Source organism: Marinospirillum minutulum DSM 6287 (assembly GCF_000422325.1).
Taxonomy (GTDB): Bacteria; Pseudomonadota; Gammaproteobacteria; order Pseudomonadales; family Halomonadaceae; genus Marinospirillum; species Marinospirillum minutulum.
Map to the genome: position 1 here is coordinate 174,016 of NZ_AULO01000010.1, position 18,460 is coordinate 192,475.

The window sequence follows — 18,460 nt, forward strand, 5'->3', positions numbered from 1 at the left end:
CACCTTCCTTGGCAGCCCAATAGCCATTACTTACTTAGTCGCAGTAGCTTCTAAGTCAGCTTTAAACTGTTCTAACAGTTTTTGACCACGCTCACCGGTTATCTCAATAAACTTTTGTTCAACCTGAGGCGCTCGATCCATAAAGGCTTGGCGCTCTGCATCGGTTAAACGAGTAACCGTTACTTCATCGCTTGCATCAAGAATTGCTTGTAGCTTTCTTTCACCTAAACCTGGCACATACTCAGTTATGTAGTTAAAAGCATAGCTAGTTGCATCTTTTATTAACTGCTGATTTTCTGCAGAAAGACCATCATAAAACTCTTTATTAGCCATCATTGCTGTAGTGAACTGGTTGTGACCTGTAAAGGTTAGGTTAGGAGAAACTTCATACAAACCACCCGACTCTATCCAAAATAAAGGGTTTTCTTGACCTTGAATAATATTGGTTTGTAAGCCACCGTAGACCTCGCCCCAAGGTAAGAGTGTAGGAATACCACCAAAGGCTTTATAGGTTTCTAACAATAGCGGGTTAGTCATGGTACGAATATTCTTACCCTGTAAATCTTCAGGTGTACGAATAGGCTCATCTGCCGTTAGTACTGTTTCGCCTTCTGGGTACATAGTCAGCAGCTCTAAACCTTGTTCAGCATAAAGTTTAGGGAACTCTTCTTTAATAGCCTTACTTTTTTTGAAGAACTCAATAATGTGCGTTTCTTCAACAGGCAAAAGGTAGGGGATAAAAAAGATTTGTGCTTCTGGAATTAGCGAGCCGGTAAAGCCTGGTGACTGGTTAACAAACTGCAAAATACCCGCTTGTGTTTGCTCCATAATGTCGTCAGATTCACCTAGTTCACCAAAACGGAATACTTCAATGGTGTTTTCTGAGTTGGCTTCGATATACTCTTTAAACTTATAAGCAAAAACATCCTGCACATCATTTTCGTATTCTTCGTGAGCATAACGCCAATTTTGACCTTTAGGCTCTGCAACAGCATTTGAAGTCGATTTTTCTTCATCACCACCACAGGCAACCATGCCTGTTAGCAGAACACCTGCTATCGCTGTGCCTAGAACTTTTTTAAGCAACATTGATCCATCCTCTTTTTTGGTTTCAGCTGAATAGTCAGCCACAATAAAATATTGAAATAACCTTTACGCCACGAAGAATGACAAATGAATTTATGCATATCAAGCTTTTTGATTATTTATTTTTATACTAAAGGTTAACTTACTAAGGGAAAACCTAATAATGAAAGCACTATTACAAAGGGTTAGCCGTGCTAAAGTTACGGTGGAAGGTAAGCGAGTAGGCGAGATAGGCGCTGGGCTGCTAGTGTTTTTGGGTGTTGATAAAGATGACACACCAGCCCTAGCAGAAAAACTTTTACAGAAGGTTTTAAGTTATCGTATTTTTGCTGATGATGCAGGTAAAATGAATCTCGGCTTAAAAGAAACCGAAGGTGGTCTACTGGTAGTTTCACAATTCACCTTGTCTGCAGAAACCCATAAGGGGTTACGACCTGGTTTTTCTTCCGCTGCTGAACCTATAAAAGGTGAATTACTCTATAATCACTTTTTAACCTCTGCCAAAGCTAACCACCCCAAGGTTGCAAGTGGTCAGTTTGGTGCCAATATGCAGGTTGAGCTCATTAACGATGGGCCCGTTACTTTTTTACTAGAAAGTAAATAGCATTTTTAAGGAGTTCTATTTTGAGTGAATCTAAATCACGCCCCGTTGCTCTGGTTACTGGCGGGGCACAAGGTATAGGTCGTGGTATTTCTAGTGCTCTTTTGCAGCAAGGCTGGCAGGTAATGGTTGCCGATATTGACGGAGAAGCAGGAACAGAATGCATTCATCTTTTTGATAGCCTAGGCAAGGTTGCTTTTCACCCTGTTGATGTTTCTCGTGAAGACCAAGTAAAAGAATTAATTAAAGTAACCAACGAAAAATTGGGGCCTATTAGTTTACTAGTCAATAATGCAGGTTTAGCTAACCCCTACACAGGCGCTTTAGAAGATTTAGATTTAACTACTTGGCAACGTTACCTAGATGTTAATTTAACGGGTGTGTTTTTGTGCTGCAAATATGCCGCAGCCGATTTACGCGCTACCCAAGGCAGCATTATTAACCTAGGCTCTACCCGTGCAACCCAGTCCGAGCCGGATACCGAAGCCTATTCTGCAAGCAAAGGTGGTGTTTTGTCTTTAACTCACTCGCTTGCCATTAGTCTTGGCCCAGATGTGCGTGTCAATGCTATTAGCCCAGGCTGGATAGAAGTGGGCGAGTGGCAAAAAAACAGCTCCCGCTACCAGCCCTTTCATTCAGATGAAGACCATGAACAACACCCTGTCGGCCGTATGGGTAAGCCAGATGACGTTGCAGGAATGGTGTTATGGCTAGCATCTGACTTGGCCGGTTTTGTAACTGGGCAAAACTTTATTCTTGATGGTGGCATGAGTCGTAAAATGGTTTATAAAGAAGATTAAAGCCCTAGCGCATTGGTACGTGTCTCTAGCGCTTCACTGCTCTCTAACCATTCCATTTCTAGCGTTTCTAGCTCCTGCTCTAAACGCCCTTGTTCTTTTAACAGTTTTTGCAGCTCGTCTTTACGCTGGTTGTCAGTGTAAAGTTCTGCGTCGCCAAGTGTGGTTTCTATCGCTTTAAGCTGGCTTTGAATTGAACTCATTTGCTGTTCTAACTTATCCACCTGTTTCTTTAAAGGTCGCAACAACTCCCTTAGCCGAGCAGCCTCTTTACGGTCTAGTTTTTTATTAACCCCAGGTGCTGCCGCTGCTTCTTGTGGCTTTTCTGTTTTTTCAGTTCTACGAGCCGCCTGCTGACGTTCTTTTAACCAGTGTGCATAATCGGTTAAATCGCCATCAAAGTCTTCTACCTTGCCATCAGCAACTAGCCAGTATTCATCCACTGTATTATTTAATAGGTGGCGATCATGCGAAACCACTAGCACTGCACCTGAAAACCCCTGTAGTGCCAAAGTTAACGCATGGCGCATTTCTAAATCTAAGTGGTTGGTCGGCTCATCTAATAGCAGCAGGTTAGGTTTTTTCCAAGCAATCATCGCTAAAGCCAAGCGGGCTTTTTCTCCACCAGAAAAACGCCCTACCTCTGCCAGCACTTCATCACCTTGAAAACCAAAACCACCTAAAAAGTTGCGTAATTCTTGCTCCCTAGCATCAGGTGATAAACGCTGTAGGTGTAACAAAGGCGATGCATCAACATCCAAAGCTTCTAACTGGTGCTGCGCAAAGTAACCAATATATAAATGCTCGCCCTGGGTACGCTGCCCTGTAAGGGGTGCTAGATCACCGACTAGGGTTTTAATTAAGGTTGATTTACCTGCACCGTTAGGGCCAAGCAAACCTATGCGCTGACCAGGATGAAGTGTAAAACCCACTTTATTAAGCACTGGCTTAGCTGGATAGCCTAAATCAGCTTCACGCATCACTAACAAAGGATCTGAAAACTGGCTAGCTTCAGGAAACACAAAATGAAAAGGCGAATCAACATGAGCAGCCGCTATTTTTTCCATTCGCTCTAAAGATTTAATACGGCTTTGTGCCTGTTTAGCCTTGGTTGCCTTGGCCTTAAAACGGCGTACAAAATCTTCCATGTGGGCAATTTCACGCTGTTGTTTTTCATACATGGATTGTTGTTGCGCTAAGCGTTCTGAGCGCTGGCGTTCAAAAGCCGAATAACCGCCCTTGTATAAATGCAGTTGTTTGTGTTCAACGTGTAGCAAGTGATCGACTACATTGTCTAAAAAATCACGGTCATGCGAAATAAGAATTAAAGTACCTTGATAACTACGCAGCCAGCCTTCTAGCCAAAGGGTGGCATCTAAATCTAAGTGGTTGGTTGGCTCATCTAACAACATTAAATCAGAGGGCATAAACAAGGTGCGGGCTAAATTTAAGCGAATACGCCAACCACCAGAAAAACTATCCACAGGGTTAGTAAAAACCGCCTGCGGAAAACCCAAACCAGCTAATAACTGTTCGGCTTCGGCCTTTTTGGAGTAGCCTTGCAACAAGTCATACTGGCCATAAAGTTCAGCTAGGCGGTGATTGTCCCCTGCGAGTTCGGCCGCTGCTAAATCTAACTCTACTTGCTTTAACGCTTGGTGACCTTCTAACACATAATCTAAAGCTGCAAGCTGTAAACTAGGTACTTCTTGTGCCATATAGGCTATGCGATCGTAACCCGACATTTGTAGCTCACCAGCATCTGGTGTAAGTTCACCCAGCAGGAGTTTAAATAATGATGACTTGCCCGCACCATTGGCACCAGTAAGACCGACTTTCCAGCCTGAATGAAGACTAACGCTAGCGTTTTCTAGCAAGCGTAAATCGCCTCGTTGCAGTGTAAGTCCAGCTAATGTCATCATAGTCACTACTCCCGACCTATTCCCATGATTTGGAAGGATAAAAAATGCTGCTGCATGATAACCCTTTCTGGCGTTTTTCGCTGAGCCTCTATCAGCTAAAGCGAATAAAAGATGCTTGTTTACAGCTACAAGATGACGGTGGTGCTAATATTAATTTAGTATTTTTTGCTATCTGGACAGCGCAACAACGGCTACGCTTCAGCCCCGATTGGCGTAAAGCCTTTCAACAGTTTGAAAATTGGCATAGAGATTACACACTTCAGCTTAGGCGGCAACGAAATGAGCTTAAATTAATTGCCGAAAAAGCCGATAAGAATGAAGATGGCCCCTTGCATAGAATGCGTGAGCATATTCAAAAAGCAGAGCTTCTAGCAGAACAACAAGAGCAAGCCGTCCTTTATTTTTATTACCAAGCGCGACAAGGTTTAATAGACTGTGAAAACCGTGAAGCTGCTTTATTGGAAAACCTAGCCTACTGCTTTGACGACCCAAGACTAGTCGATGATGAGCCTATTAAAGTTTTGCTAAACATTATGTTGGATGAAAAAGACGTTGAGCTTACCTCGGTGCGCCTACGTGAACACTTAGAAAAACGCTTTATACGAAGTCAGGGAACTAATCCCTCGACCTAAACCCTAAACTTAGACTGCAAAACTTCATCACTCATTAAGGAGTACCCATGTATAAATCTTTTGCCAAGCTAACGCTAGCCACCTCTCTTAGTCTAGCCGTTGCTTTGCCTAGCCTTGCCTTAGCTGCCCCCAAAACAGAAGAAGAGCGTATTGGCTACAGCCTAGGTATTATGGTTGGCCGCCAGCTACAGCAAGATATTAGTGACCTAGATACCGACAGCTTTGGTGAGGCATTAAAAGACCTTTATGAAGGCAACACGCCTAGTTTAGATGATGAAGAAATAGCGAAGGTTTTAGACCAATTGCAGCAGAAACTAGCGGCTCAAGCTCAAGCCGAAGCAACAGCTGCTGCTGAAGCCAACCAAGCTAAGGGTGAAAAATTTCTTGCTGACAATGCTAAAAAGAAAAGCGTAAAAGTTACTGATAGCGGCTTGCAATACAAAGTTATTAAACAGGGTAAGGGAGACAAGCCTGCTGCTACCTCTAGTGTTAAAGTTCACTATGAAGGCAAGCTAATTGACGACACGGTATTTGATAGTTCTTATCAGCGTGGTGAGCCAGTAACTTTTAAAGTGAACCAGGTTATTTCTGGCTGGCAAGAAGCGTTACAGCTAATGCCTGAAGGCAGTGAGTGGGAAGTTTATATTCCTGCAAGCCTAGCTTATGGCCCTGCAGGTGCTGGTGGTTCGATTGGCCCTAATGAAACACTAGTATTTAAAGTTGAACTACTAGAAATAGAAAAATAATATTTTTTAGCTAGTTTAGAAATAAAAATCCCCGCTTGAGCGGGGATTTTTTTGTCTTGCTTTTAAAGATTAAGCTTCTGGGTTTGCCGCAGCAAAAGCCGCTTTATCTTCTTCTGTTACTTCTTTAATAGACAGCTTCACACGGTTACGGTTATCAATATCAATGACTTTAACCAAAATTTCTTGGCCTTCAGTTAGATAATCTTTAACGGCTTCAACGCGCTTGTTGTCTATCTGAGAAATGTGTACTAAACCATCTTGACCTGGCAAGAAGGTAACAAAAGCACCAAAGTCTGCTAGGCGTGCAACCTTGCCCATATAAACCTTGTCGATTTCAGCAGAAGCCGTTAAGCCAATAATCATATCTATCGCAGCTTTAGCTGATTCCGCTGAATCACCGTAAACTTTGATTTCGCCTGAATCGTCGATATCAACCGAAGCGCCGGTTTTTTCAGTAATACTACGGATGGTTGCACCACCCTTACCGATAACATCACGAATCTTATCAGTATCAATTTTAATTGTGCTCATGGTGGGTGCATTGTCAGACAGCTCGGTACGGGCAGAAGGTAATACTTTATTCATCTGCTCTAGTATGTCTAAACGTGCAGCCAAAGCCTGCTCTAAAGCGGCTTCCATAATTTCTTCGTTGATACCTTCAATTTTAATATCCATTTGCAAGGCAGTAATACCTGCAGCAGAACCGGCTACTTTAAAGTCCATATCACCTAAATGGTCTTCGTCGCCTAAAATATCGGTTAATACAGCAAAGCGCTCGCCATCTTTAACCAAGCCCATTGCAATACCGGCTACGGGTGCTTTTAAAGGCACACCTGCATCCATAAGGGCAAGTGAAGAACCGCACACAGAAGCCATAGAGCTAGAACCGTTAGATTCAGTAATTTCTGATACTACACGCAGGGTGTAAGGGAAGTCAGCTTCGCTGGGCAGCATAGACTGAACGCCCCGCTTAGCTAGGCGACCGTGACCAATTTCACGGCGCTTAGGGCCACCCATAAAGCCTGCTTCACCTACCGAGAAAGGAGGGAAGTTATAGTGGAATAAGAAGCTGTCTTTAAACTCACCCTCTAGGCTTTCAATGATTTGTGCATCACGGCTAGTACCGAGTGTTGCCACAACTAAAGCCTGAGTTTCGCCACGAGTAAACAAGGCAGAACCGTGAACTTTAGGTAGAACGCCAACTTCAATGGTTAAGGGGCGAACGGTTTTGTGGTCACGACCATCAATTCTTGGCGAACCATCTAGCACGTTGTTACGTACCACTTCTTTTTCAATTTGTGCAAAAACCGCTTTAACTTCGTCTTTAGTAGGTGCTGTTTCGGCATCAGTCACTAGTTGATCAACAACGCTTTGACGCACTTCACCTAAGCGGTCATAACGCTGCATTTTGTCTGTAATTTTATAGGCTTCACGAATACCTGCTTCTGCTAAAGGACGAACTAAAGCTTCCGTTGTGGTATCTGCAGGTGCTGGCTGCCAATCCCAAGCAGGTTTACCTGCTTCAGCGGCAAACTCTCTGATGGCTTGAATAGCAACTTGCATTTCTTCGTGAGCAAAAAGTACACCACCTAGCATTTGGTCTTCAGTTAGCTCTTTGGCTTCTGATTCAACCATTAGCACGGCACCTTCTGTACCCGCTACCACCATGTTTAAACGTGAATCAACTAGCTGGGCAGAATTAGGGTTAAGCATGTAGCCGTCTGCATCGGTATAACCAACACGCGCTGCTGCTAAAGGACCATTAAAAGGCACACCAGAAATACTTAGCGCTGCTGAAGCACCAATCATTGCCGCTATATCAGATTCCATACCCCGCTCAGCAGAAACAACGGAACAGATAATCTGAACTTCGTTCATAAAGCCCTCTGGGAAAAGAGGACGAATTGGACGGTCGATTAAACGTGAAATTAGGGTTTCTTTTTCAGTAGGACGACCTTCGCGCTTAAAGAAGCCACCAGGAATTTTACCTACGGCATAGGTTTTTTCTTGATAGAAAACAGCTAGTGGAAAGAAGTCTTGCGTTGGACTAACGTCTTTTTTTGCTACGGCGGTACACAACACGCTTGTATTATCGACAGTAACAAGTACCGCACCAGTTGCCTGACGTGCAATACGGCCAGTTTCTAGAGTTACGGTATTCTGACCATATTGGAAAGTTTTTTTGATAGCTACGGGATTCACAGATTTATCCTTTAAATTCAATTTTTTTCGCCATTAATTAGCCCCTTAATCATACGCTGACTAGCAGCACAAACAAAGTACTAGCGGCTAGAATGCAAAACCCCCCGCTGCTTTCGCAACGAGGGGTCTTAAGATTCGCTAGGGAATCTATAACTTAGCGACGTAGACCTAAACGCTTAATTAGATCTGCATAACGCGTTACGTCTTTTTTCTTCAAGTAGTCTAGCAGCTTACGACGCTGACTAACCTTACGAATTAGACCACGACGGCTGTGGTGATCTTTTTTGTTAGTTTCGAAGTGAGATTGTAGTGCATTGATATCAAAAGTTAGCAAGGCAACCTGTACTTCAGGTGAGCCGGTATCATTTTCAGCACGCGCGAATTCTTTTACGATTTCAGCTTTACGTTCAGTAGTTAACATTTTAAAACTCCACAGTCGCTTAGTGACAAGGGCAAAGCCGTGCGACGTTACAGCCTGCCTGAAAATTTTATTTAGTTTAGGCGGTGCTTTGTATTTTAACGGGCTGCAACATTAAGCTTGTTTCACTTGGTTGCACCTGAGCTAAACCCAAAAAACTTTTATCTAAAGCATAAAGGCGCACATTTTGTCCGATAGTTAAGCTTGAGTCCAGAAGTTTTATTGCTTGGCCATTTAATAGCTGGCTTGCTTCAACTTCATTCACTGTATAAGTTGCTAGGTGCTTAATTAAATAATCGGTTGGTTTCAGTAACGAAGCAACGGCTTCTTCACCTTCTGCTTCATGTAAATCAATTAAGCTTTGCAGGCTAACCAGTTCGTTTTCAGCAACACTGCCAGAAACTGTGCGGCGAAGCGCACTTAAATAACCACCGCTACCTAGCGCTTTGGCTAGATCTTCACCTAGTACCCGTATATAAGTGCCTTTGGAACAGCTCACTTCAAGGCTTAGGCTGTCTTTGGTAAAGCCTACCAAGGCTAGCTTAAAGATGGTGATGTCTCTAGGTGGACGCTCTATAGTTTGCCCAGCGCGGGCTAGCTCATACAGCTTTTTACCCTGAAATTTTAAGGCAGAATACATGGGGGGTATTTGTTGTTGCTCGCCTAAAAAACCTGACAAAACTTGTTCTATTTTTGCCTGCGTCATTTCTGGTAAGGGGAAGCGCTCAATCACTTCACCTTCAGCATCGGCCGTGTCTCTTGTTTCGCCTAGCTGAATGGTGGTTAGATAAGTTTTATTAGCTTCTAAACCATAGCTAGCAAACTTGGTTGCCTCACCAAAACAAAGGGGTAAAACCCCCGTTGCTAGCGGGTCTAAATTACCGGTATGACCTGCCTTTTTGGCTTTTAGCAACCATTTAACTTTTTGCAAAGCTTGATTGCTAGACAAACCTAAGGGTTTATCTAGCAGCAGTACGCCATTAACAATTTTACGGGGAATCTTTTTTTGCATAGCTGTGATAGAGGTTTATTCCTCTTCAGACCCTTTTGCTCGCTTAGCATCTTCATTAACTGCACGTTCAATTAGGCTACTAAGGTACTGACCCCGCTGCACGCTTTCATCGTAATGAAAACGTAATTGTGGAATAACACGCAATTTAATGCTTTGCCCTATGCGGCCACGTAAAAACCCTGCTGCTTGCTTAAGTATTGCCATATTTTCGGCAATAATTTCTGGGTTATCTTCCTTGCCTAATACTGTGACATAAACATCTGCATAGCCTAGGTCTTTACTTACCTTCACACCGCTAACGGTAATCATGGCATCTAGTCTGGGGTCTTTAACTTCACGTTGAATCATTACTGCTAATTCACGTTGCATTTGATCAGCAATACGATCTAAACGACTAAATTCTTTCATAGCTGTCTTCCAATAAAAACAGCCTCGATTCTGACTTATCAGAAAACCGAGGCTGCTTAACGTCTTTATGGACTCGTGGTTTAAAGGGTTCTTTCTACTCTGACCTTGTCAAAAACTTCGATCTTATCGCCGACTTTGACGTCATTATAGTTCTTAACACCTATACCACATTCCATACCATTACGTACTTCAGCAGCATCATCTTTAAAGCGACGTAGGGATTCTAGCTCGCCTTCATAAATAACTACGTTGTCACGTAAAACACGGATTTTCTTATTACGGTAAACGGTTCCTTCAACCACCATACAACCGGCAACCTGACCCAGTTTTGGTGAACGGAACACATCACGCACTTCTGCAATACCAACGATATCTTCACGGTATTCAGGTGCTAGTTTACCTGTCATGGCTTGTTTAATTTCTTCTATCAGCTCATAAATAATGCTGTAGTAGCGTAGGTCGATTTCTTCACGCTCAATGATGGCTCGGGCAGAAGCATCGGCACGTACGTTAAAGCCAAGAAGAATGGCATCTGAAGCAAGTGCAAGGTTAGCATCGGTTTCGGTAATACCACCCACACCAGAAGAAACCACGTTAACTTTTACTTCGTCTGTTTCTAGCTCTCTTAATGCACCTATTATGGCTTCAACTGTGCCGCGAACATCCGATTTAAGGATGATATTAACGCTGGCAACTTCACCTGTTTCTAGGTGGCTGAACACATTTTCTAGCTTGGCTTTTTGCTGACGTGCTAGTTTAACTTCACGGTATTTACCTTGACGGAAAAGCGCAACTTCACGTGCTTTTTTCTCGTCCTGAACAACCATGAATTCATCACCTGCTTCAGGCGTACCATCTAGACCTAGAATTTCAACTGGAATAGAAGGGCCAGCAGAGTCAATCTGTTTGCCGTTCTCATCAATTAGTGCACGTACACGACCATAGTTAAGGCCAGCAAGAACGATATCGCCTTTGCGTAAGGTACCATTTTGAACTAGTACGGTAGCAACTGGACCACGACCACGGTCTAGGCGTGATTCTACAACAACACCTTTACCGGGAGCTTCTGGTACTGCTGTTAGCTCTAGCATTTCAGACTGAAGCAATACTGCTTCTAGCAAGGCCTCAAGGCCAGTACCTTGTTTAGCTGAAACGTGGACAAAAGGTGTGTCTCCACCCCATTCTTCAGAAATCACTTCGTATTGCGATAGCTCGTTACGAATACGCTCTGGGTCAGCGGTTTCTTTATCAATTTTGTTAACTGCAACAACTAGGGGGACACCAGCCGCTTTAGAGTGTTGAACGGCTTCAATCGTTTGTGGCATAACACCATCGTCGGCAGCAACAACCAGAATAACAACGTCGGTTGCTTTAGCACCACGGGCACGCATGGCTGTGAAGGCTGCGTGTCCTGGGGTATCTAAAAAAGTAACCATGTTACCCGTTGAGGTTTCTACGTGATAAGCACCAATATGCTGGGTAATACCACCGGCTTCTGCATCGGCCACACTAGCGCGACGAATGTAGTCAAGTAGTGAGGTTTTACCATGGTCTACGTGACCCATAACAGTAACAACGGGGGCACGTGTAATGGCTGTACCTTCGTAGCTAATGGTGTCGATGACTTCTGTTTCTATAGCGTTATCTTTTTGAAGCTTAGGCTGATGACCCATTTCTTCAACAACTATCGCAGCTGTGTCTTGGTCAATTACTTGGTTGATGGTTGCCATAGCACCCATCTTAAACATTACCTTAATTACTTCAGAGCCTTTAACTGCCATGCGATCAGCTAGCTCTGCAACGGTAATACTTTCAGGAATAAGAACTTCCCGTGTTACCGGTGCTGTTGGCTTTTCAAAACCATGTTCACGTGCTGCACCGCCTGAAGAACGACGACCACCTTTACGCTTGTCATCTTTATTACCACGACGGCTTAAACGACGATCATCAAAGCTATCTTCACGCTTGCCACCGGTTTTTTTACCACCTGCAGACTTGCGGTTACCTGGCTTAGATGTTTTGGGTTTTTCATCAACTGCTGCAACTTTAGTATTTTTTAGCAAAGCTTCTTCTGGTTCCTCACGGGTGTCGTCTTCAACACCTGTTACTACTGGATTAGCTCGCGCTTTTCGTGCTTGTTCAGCACGGCGCTTTTCATCTTGCTTGCGGCGTTCTTTGTCAGCTTCTGCTTTTTTCTGCGCTTCAGCATCTAAAGCAGGCTCAGCAACTTTGGACTCTTGCTTAGCTTTGCGTTGAGCTTCTTCTTCAGCTAAAGCAATGCGTGCTGCTTCTTCCGCTTCACGGCGTGCTTTTTCATTAATTTTACGCTTTTCTTCTGCCTCAGCTTCTGCTTTTTGTAGTGCTTCAGCCTCCGCCGCTTTAAGGGCAGCTTCTTGCTTAGCTTCAGCAGCTTTATCAGCCTGCTCTTCTACTTCGCTACGCTTAACAAAAGTACGCTTTTTACGAACTTCTACATTAACGCTTTTACGACCATCAGTTTTTAACTGTTGAGTCGTTTTACGTGTCATGGTTATCCGTGTTGGTTCATCACCACTACCGCTTGCACGTTTCAAAAACTCAAGCAGGGTTTGTTTATCTTTTTCGGATACTTTCTGATCTTCACTTTTGTGCTGTAAACCTGCTTTTTTCATCTGATCAAGCAGACTATCAACAGGGCGCCCTATGGCTTCAGCAAATTCTTTAACGGTATTCTCTGCCACTATGCATCTCCTCTAACTACGACCTGGTACGCTCAAGCTTCATCTTCAAACCAGTGAGCGCGGGCCGCCATAATCATTTTACCGGCACGCTCTTCGGTCATAGCCTCGATATCCATAAGGTCATCAATGGATTGTTCGGCAAGATCATCAAGGGTGGTTAAGCCTTTAAGTGCAAGTGCTGACGCTAAGGTACGGTCCATACCCTCAAGGTTAAGCAGGGCTTCTTCTGGACTAGCAACTGCTAAAGCTTCTTCAGAGGCTATCTCTAAGGTCAGCAATTCGTTCTTCGCACGGCGGCGAAGCTCATTAACCAGGTCTTCATCTAAACCTTCAATTTCAAGGAATTCTTCTAGTGGCACATAAGCCACTTCTTCCAAGCTGGTAAAACCTTCATCAACTAACGTTCTAGCTAAATCATCATCAATATCTAGGTGCTGAATAAAATATTGAATAAGAACATCGGCTTCTTGCTCTTGTTTGCCAGTAGCTTCTTGTTCTGTCATTACATTAAGACGCCAGCCTGTTAGGTCTCTTGCCAGTTTAACGTTTTGACCACCACGACCTATGGCTTGCGCTAGATTATCTTCAGCAACAGCCACGTCCATTGAGTGCGCATCTTCATCAACTATAATGGATGCAACTTCTGCTGGCGCCATGGCGTTAATAACTAGCTGTGCAGGGTTGTCATCCCACAAAACTATGTCGACTCGCTCGTTGCTTAGTTCAGTAGAAACGGCTTGTACACGTGAACCACGCATACCAACACAAGCACCAACTGGATCTATGCGGCGATCATTGGTTTTAACGGCAATTTTAGCACGTGAACCAGGATCTCGCGCAGCACCACGAATTTCTATTAGCTGCTCTGAAATTTCTGGCACTTCAATTTTAAATAGCTCAACCAGCATTTCTGGGCAAGTGCGCGATAGCACTAGCTGTGGACCACGGTTATTAGGGTTCACTTCTAGTAAAATGGCGCGAACGCGATCATTCATGCGGAATTTTTCGCCGGGAATCATTTCGTGGCGTGAAAGGTAAGCTTCTGCATTGCCACCTAAGTCAATGATTAAACCGTCTCGAGTCGTTTTCTTAACAATACCCGATACCAGCCCACCTTGTTGATCTAGGTATTGGCGAACAACTTCTGCTCGCTCGGCTTCACGCACTTTTTGCACTATTACTTGCTTAGCAGTTTGTGCAGCAATACGGCCAAACTCTATGGAGGGTATTTTTTCTTCTTTTACATCACCAACCACCAAGTCTTCTTCTTTTGCTGCCGTTGCTGGAAGCTCATATTCTGGCTCAGAAAAATCTTCGTCATCTACAACTAACCAACGACGGAAGCTATCGTATTCACCCGTTTTACGGTCGATGCTGACACGGATATCAACGCCTTCTTCCATAAAACGTTTTTTGGTTGCACTTGCTAGCGCAGCTTCTATTGCTTCAAAAATGGTCTCTTTGGGAACGCCTTTTTCATTGGAGACGGCATCCACCACCAAAAGGATTTCTTTACTCATGCCTTAGCCTCTTAGAAACAGTCCTTGTTACTTGTTTGGTTTTTCCAGGACAGGTTTAACTCTTGCCTGGTCGATAGTTTCAAACGGAAAACAGTATTCATCCTCGTCTACCTGAAGAATAATCTCATCTTCTTCTACACCTTTTAAAAGGCCGGTAAATTTGCGCTGACCTTCATAAGCTAGGCGTAATTTTAGTTGTACTTGATGACCTGCAAAACGCTGATAATGATCGAGTTTATATAGTGGTCTATCCATACCGGGTGATGACACTTCTAGGTTGTACTCACTTTCGATAGGGTCTTCAACATCCATCAGCGCACTAATCTGACGACTAACCTGGGCACAGTTTTCAACTGTAATACCCTGCTCACTCTCAATATATATTCGTAGCAGCGTATGTTGCCCACGACCACTGAATTCTAGTCCCCAGAACTCGAATCCAAGAGACTGAACAACCGGCTCAATTAGCTGCTCTAGTAGCTTATCTTTACTTGACACAGAAAAGGCTCCAGCTCTGCATTTGCAGATCAGATGATCAAAGGCCGGAAAACTTCGGGGGATAAGGCTGTACGGCGCCACCTGCGCGAAGATTTTTTCGACCTAACAAAAAGCCCCTTAAAAAAGGGGCTTCTGATTAAATCTTGGTAGCGGGGGCTGGATTTGAACCAACGACCTTCGGGTTATGAGCCCGACGAGCTACCAGGCTGCTCCACCCCGCATCAGAGAAGCAGGAATTATAGGGGCTGAACTAGGTTACGTCAACCGCTAACTACAATTCCTTTATAACTAACAAAACACACCTTGGTGCCGAAGGCGGGACTCGAACCCGCACAGGCTTTAGCCCACTACCACCTCAAGGTAGCGCGTCTACCAATTCCGCCACTTCGGCTTAGCTATTCAAAACTTACTAGAACTTCCAAGGCGGCCAAATGATAGTGCCGCTAAGGGTGCTTGGCAAGCCCTAAGACAAAATAAACTTATTGCTTACTGGTTTTGCTGGTTTTCAATTACATCACTGTCATCAAGTAGTGGTAAGCGCTCTCGCTCAAACTCTTCAATGACTTCATCTGAGGGCATACCTAAATCAGGTGAATATTGTTGAGTGGCTAAATAAGCCAGCCCCATACTGGTTGCAAAAAAAGCCGCAGCAAGTAGGCCTGTCATTTTTCCTAGAAAACCTACTGGACCTAAGCTACCAAAAACAGTATTGGAAGCACCGCCACCAAAAGAGGCACCTGCTTCAGCACCCTTACCTTGCTGCATAAGTACCAACAAAATCACACCAAGACCCAGCATTACATGAATTACTAAAACGATACTATGCATCTTTATTATTCCGCTGCTTTTCCGATTGCTAAAAATTGATCAGCATCTAATGATGCTCCACCAATCAACCCGCCATCTATATCTGGCATTTTAAGTAATGACGCAGCATTATCAGGCTTCATACTACCGCCATACAAGAACAACATTTTTGCTGCCAATTCTTTATCTACCTTAGCTACAACTGAACGAAGGAAGGCATGTACTTCTTGCGCTTGCTCAGGTGTTGCAGTTAAGCCTGTACCTATTGCCCACACGGGTTCGTAGGCTACCACTACTTTTTGAAGCTGTGCTAAGGTTAGCTTTTCTATTAGCGGTGTAAGCTGCTGTAAAACCACCTTGTTAGTTTCACCTGCTTCACGCTGGGCTAGGGTTTCACCCACACAGACAACAGGAATTAAATCAGCTGCCAAAACACGCTTGGCTTTTTCTAACACTAGGGCATCTGTTTCTGCATGGTACTGACGGCGCTCTGAGTGCCCTAGCAAAACATGGCTAACACCTAAATCTGCCAGCATTTTTGCAGAAACTTCGCCAGTATAAGCGCCCTCATCTGCTTGCGAACAGTCTTGTGCGCCTATGCCTATTTCACTCTTAGCTAAAAGCTGTATTGCCTGAGACAAATAAGGGTAGGGCGGAAAAACCAATAATTTAGCGCTAGGTGCTTGCTGGCTAAGCATTTTTTCAAGCAAATGTTTAACCATCTGCTGACTGCCATGCATCTTCCAGTTGCCTGCTACCAATTTTTGTCGCATTAATTCAGCCTATAAACAATTCAGGGGCATGGATTCTATTAAAAATCTGCTCTAAGCTCAACTAGCAACATCAGTAATGACTGCCGCTATCTCTTCTGCCAAGGCTTGAACCACTTCTTTTTCATCACCTTCAACCATTACTCTAAGCAATGGCTCAGTGCCCGATGGGCGCAATAAAATTCTACCGCGACCGTTCATACGAGCTTCAACATCTTTTATTTTAGCTTGCACTTGCGGGTGGCGGATTAGTGCGTCTTTGTTGTCATCGGTGCGAATATTAACCAAGCTTTGAGGCATTTTTTTCATGCCCTTTAGCAAAACATCGACTTGCCCATCGGCTTCCTGAATGGCTTGCAAAACTTGCAATGCAGCAACTATACCATCACCTGTGGATTGCACATGACGGCAAACCAAGTGGCCAGAATTTTCACCACCTACCAGCCAGTTGTTTTTTTGTAATTCAGCCATTACATAGCGATCACCCACTTTTGCTCGCACAAAAGGTATGTCTGCTTCTTTTAAGGCCAACTCTAAGCCAAGGTTACTCATTTCAGTACCAACAATACCGCCTTGCAACTGACCTTTATTTTGTAAGTTTTTAGCTAATATATACAGAAGGTCATCGCCATCTAACAAACGACCAGTACGAGTGACCATGACTAGGCGATCACCATCACCATCAAAGCCTACACCTAAGTCTGCCCCTATTTCTAACACTCTATCCTGCAAGGCACGTGGATTAGTTGAACCATAACCCTTGTTAATATTTAAACCATCTGGCTCGGCACCTATCACATCAACCCTAGCGCCCAACTCACTAAAAACCTCAGGTGCTATGTGGTAAGTAGCACCATGCGCACAGTCTACAACGAGAGATACGCCCTGTAAGCTAGCATTAAAAGGCAGGGTATTTTTACAAAACTCTATATAGCGGCCTGCAGCATCGTTAATGCGTCGCGCTTTACCTAAAAGGGCTGGAGCGACTGTTTCCATGGGTTTGTCTAACCAAGACTCTATTTCTAGCTCAACATCATCGGGTAACTTTTCACCACTTCTGGAAAAAAACTTAATGCCGTTATCTTCAAAAGAATTGTGTGAGGCGCTAATAACAATACCTGCATCGGCGTGGAAGGTTTGTGTTAGGTAAGCAATGCCTGGTGTTGGCATAGGACCCAATAAATACACATCAACTCCTGCCGCAGACAAACCTGCTTCAAGTGCTGACTCAAACATATAGCCAGATAAGCGCGTATCTTTACCAATTAAAATGCGCTTTTTACCTTGTTTAGCAAACACCTTACCTGCTGCCCAGCCTAGCTTTAGTACAAAATCAGGGGTAATTGGATGCTCACCCACACGCCCACGAATACCATCTGTACCAAAATATTTTCTAGTCATTATTTATCCTGAGTTTTAGTAAGGTTTAAAGCCTGAGCCGTTGCTTGCCAAACTTGCAAAGCATCTTTTAAGCCTGCAACTGAATGAACACGCAAAATTTTAGCACCCTGCTGAGCTGCTAACAAATGCGCTGCAATACCTGCAGCATCCCTTTCTAGTGCTGGTTTACCAGTAATTTCACCCAGCATACGCTTGCGTGACATACCAACCAGTAAAGGTCGGTTTAAGCTGGTTAGTTTGTTTAGGTTAGCTAACAAGGTTAAATTGTGGGGTAGCAGTTTGGCAAAGCCAAAACCTGGGTCTAGCAAAATTTTATCTTCAGCTATACCGGCAGCAATGCAAACCTGCATACGCTTAACTAACCAGTCTTTAACTTCTGTAACCACATCAGCATAGGTTGTTTGCTGCTGCATGGAAGATGGTTCGCCACGCATGTGCATAATACAAACAGGCAAACCGGTTGCTTGAGCAGCTTCTAGTGCACCCTCTCGGGTAAAGGAACGCACATCATTCAACAAGTTAGCACCTAGCTTAGCAGCCTCTTGCATAAGCTTAGGATTGCTCGTATCAATTGAAATCATTACTGCCGATTCTTTACGCAAACCTTCAAGCACAGGTAGAACACGATCTAACTCTTCTTGCTCTGCTACACCCTCAGCTCCTGGACGAGTTGACTCACCACCTAAATCAATAAACGTAGCACCTTCTTTTTCTAAGGCTAAGGCTTGCTTAATTGCTAGGTCAACCGTTGTATAGCGACCGCCGTCTGAGAAAGAATCAGGTGTTACATTTACTATCCCCATAATTTGGGGCTGATTTAGATCAACTTGTGGAAAAATATCTGCAAACATGGTTTTTATATTGGTCGGTTTTATCACATAAAGAAAACCCCGCTAAAGCGGGGCTAAACTAAACAAGCT

The 18,460-nt window shown here is 43.9% G+C and carries 17 protein-coding genes and 2 tRNA genes; 4 read left to right on the forward strand and 15 right to left on the reverse strand.

The features are described from left to right. Positions 1–30 precede the first annotated feature (30 nt). Entirely contained in the window at positions 31–1,089 is a 1,059-nt protein-coding gene (gene dctP, locus H571_RS0104365) for a TRAP transporter substrate-binding protein DctP (protein ID WP_027848245.1), read from the reverse strand. A 160-nt stretch (positions 1,090–1,249) separates the two neighbouring features. On the opposite strand from dctP, the gene dtd reads away from it, so the two are divergent. Both dtd and H571_RS0104375 read left to right on the forward strand, forming a co-directional pair. After that, positions 1,250–1,690: a D-aminoacyl-tRNA deacylase gene (gene dtd, locus H571_RS0104370; protein ID WP_027848246.1), complete on the forward strand. Its 441-nt coding sequence runs from the start codon at positions 1,250–1,252 to the stop codon at positions 1,688–1,690. A 20-nt stretch (positions 1,691–1,710) separates the two neighbouring features. Next, on the forward strand, positions 1,711–2,487 hold the full coding sequence (locus tag H571_RS0104375) for an SDR family oxidoreductase (RefSeq protein WP_027848247.1): 777 nt from the start codon (positions 1,711–1,713) through the stop codon (positions 2,485–2,487). Here the strand turns inward: H571_RS0104375 and H571_RS0104380 are convergent. Continuing rightward, complete coding sequence (locus H571_RS0104380; protein WP_027848248.1) at positions 2,484–4,406, reverse strand: ATP-binding cassette domain-containing protein; 1,923 nt, start codon at positions 4,404–4,406, stop codon at positions 2,484–2,486. The genes H571_RS0104375 and H571_RS0104380 overlap by 4 nt on opposite strands. 44 nt (positions 4,407–4,450) lie before the next feature. On the opposite strand from H571_RS0104380, the gene H571_RS0104385 reads away from it, so the two are divergent. Then, positions 4,451–5,038, forward strand: a complete 588-nt coding sequence (locus H571_RS0104385; RefSeq protein WP_027848249.1) for a TIGR02444 family protein — start codon at positions 4,451–4,453, stop codon at positions 5,036–5,038. A gap of 47 nt (positions 5,039–5,085) precedes the next feature. Then, a complete protein-coding gene (gene bamJ / locus H571_RS0104390; protein WP_027848250.1) occupies positions 5,086–5,784 on the forward strand; it encodes a BamJ family beta-barrel-assembly machinery protein in 699 nt (232 codons plus the stop codon). Between the two features lie 69 nt (positions 5,785–5,853). On the opposite strand, the gene pnp is transcribed toward bamJ, so the two are convergent. The 13 genes from pnp to folP form a co-directional block, all read right to left on the reverse strand. Continuing rightward, positions 5,854–7,986: a polyribonucleotide nucleotidyltransferase gene (gene pnp, locus H571_RS0104395; RefSeq protein WP_027848251.1), complete on the reverse strand. Its 2,133-nt coding sequence runs from the start codon at positions 7,984–7,986 to the stop codon at positions 5,854–5,856. A gap of 154 nt (positions 7,987–8,140) precedes the next feature. Beyond that, positions 8,141–8,407, reverse strand: coding sequence for a 30S ribosomal protein S15 (rpsO, locus tag H571_RS0104400; protein WP_027848252.1), 267 nt, complete (start codon positions 8,405–8,407; stop codon positions 8,141–8,143). Positions 8,408–8,483: 76 nt separating this feature from the next. Next, positions 8,484–9,416, reverse strand: coding sequence for a tRNA pseudouridine(55) synthase TruB (truB, locus tag H571_RS0104405; RefSeq protein ID WP_036217559.1), 933 nt, complete (start codon positions 9,414–9,416; stop codon positions 8,484–8,486). Positions 9,417–9,431: 15 nt separating this feature from the next. Beyond that, positions 9,432–9,824, reverse strand: coding sequence for a 30S ribosome-binding factor RbfA (gene rbfA, locus H571_RS0104410; protein ID WP_027848254.1), 393 nt, complete (start codon positions 9,822–9,824; stop codon positions 9,432–9,434). 80 nt (positions 9,825–9,904) lie between these two features. After that, on the reverse strand, positions 9,905–12,544 hold the full coding sequence (gene infB / locus H571_RS0104415) for a translation initiation factor IF-2 (RefSeq protein WP_027848255.1): 2,640 nt from the start codon (positions 12,542–12,544) through the stop codon (positions 9,905–9,907). 32 nt (positions 12,545–12,576) lie between these two features. Continuing rightward, positions 12,577–14,064, reverse strand: coding sequence for a transcription termination factor NusA (gene nusA, locus H571_RS0104420; RefSeq protein ID WP_027848256.1), 1,488 nt, complete (start codon positions 14,062–14,064; stop codon positions 12,577–12,579). Positions 14,065–14,091: 27 nt separating this feature from the next. Beyond that, positions 14,092–14,562, reverse strand: coding sequence for a ribosome maturation factor RimP (gene rimP, locus H571_RS0104425; RefSeq protein ID WP_027848257.1), 471 nt, complete (start codon positions 14,560–14,562; stop codon positions 14,092–14,094). Positions 14,563–14,706: 144 nt separating this feature from the next. Beyond that, a tRNA-Met gene (locus H571_RS0104430) sits at positions 14,707–14,783 on the reverse strand. A gap of 83 nt (positions 14,784–14,866) precedes the next feature. After that, positions 14,867–14,953, reverse strand: a tRNA-Leu gene (locus H571_RS0104435). Between the two features lie 95 nt (positions 14,954–15,048). Next, positions 15,049–15,390, reverse strand: a complete 342-nt coding sequence (gene secG, locus H571_RS0104440; RefSeq protein WP_027848258.1) for a preprotein translocase subunit SecG — start codon at positions 15,388–15,390, stop codon at positions 15,049–15,051. Positions 15,391–15,395: 5 nt separating this feature from the next. Beyond that, entirely contained in the window at positions 15,396–16,142 is a 747-nt protein-coding gene (gene tpiA / locus H571_RS0104445) for a triose-phosphate isomerase (RefSeq protein ID WP_027848259.1), read from the reverse strand. 57 nt (positions 16,143–16,199) lie between these two features. Then, positions 16,200–17,540: a phosphoglucosamine mutase gene (gene glmM / locus H571_RS0104450; RefSeq protein WP_027848260.1), complete on the reverse strand. Its 1,341-nt coding sequence runs from the start codon at positions 17,538–17,540 to the stop codon at positions 16,200–16,202. Beyond that, complete coding sequence (gene folP / locus H571_RS0104455; protein WP_245562318.1) at positions 17,540–18,418, reverse strand: dihydropteroate synthase; 879 nt, start codon at positions 18,416–18,418, stop codon at positions 17,540–17,542. Before folP ends, glmM begins: the two co-directional genes overlap by 1 nt. Between the last annotated feature and the right edge of the window lie 42 nt (positions 18,419–18,460).

Bases quoted from the DNA above. Each gene is read 5' to 3' on its own strand.
- dctP (WP_027848245.1), bottom strand. From the start codon at position 1,089: ATGTTGCTTAAAAAAGTTCTAGGCACAGCGATAGCAGGTGTTCTGCTA.
- dtd (WP_027848246.1), top strand. From the start codon at position 1,250: ATGAAAGCACTATTACAAAGGGTTAGCCGTGCTAAAGTTACGGTGGAA.
- H571_RS0104380 (WP_027848248.1), bottom strand. From the start codon at position 4,406: ATGATGACATTAGCTGGACTTACACTGCAACGAGGCGATTTACGCTTG.
- H571_RS0104385 (WP_027848249.1), top strand. From the start codon at position 4,451: ATGCTGCTGCATGATAACCCTTTCTGGCGTTTTTCGCTGAGCCTCTAT.
- bamJ (WP_027848250.1), top strand. From the start codon at position 5,086: ATGTATAAATCTTTTGCCAAGCTAACGCTAGCCACCTCTCTTAGTCTA.
- rpsO (WP_027848252.1), bottom strand. From the start codon at position 8,407: ATGTTAACTACTGAACGTAAAGCTGAAATCGTAAAAGAATTCGCGCGT.
- truB (WP_036217559.1), bottom strand. From the start codon at position 9,416: ATGCAAAAAAAGATTCCCCGTAAAATTGTTAATGGCGTACTGCTGCTA.
- rbfA (WP_027848254.1), bottom strand. From the start codon at position 9,824: ATGAAAGAATTTAGTCGTTTAGATCGTATTGCTGATCAAATGCAACGT.
- nusA (WP_027848256.1), bottom strand. From the start codon at position 14,064: ATGAGTAAAGAAATCCTTTTGGTGGTGGATGCCGTCTCCAATGAAAAA.
- secG (WP_027848258.1), bottom strand. From the start codon at position 15,390: ATGCATAGTATCGTTTTAGTAATTCATGTAATGCTGGGTCTTGGTGTG.
- tpiA (WP_027848259.1), bottom strand. From the start codon at position 16,142: ATGCGACAAAAATTGGTAGCAGGCAACTGGAAGATGCATGGCAGTCAG.
- glmM (WP_027848260.1), bottom strand. From the start codon at position 17,540: ATGACTAGAAAATATTTTGGTACAGATGGTATTCGTGGGCGTGTGGGT.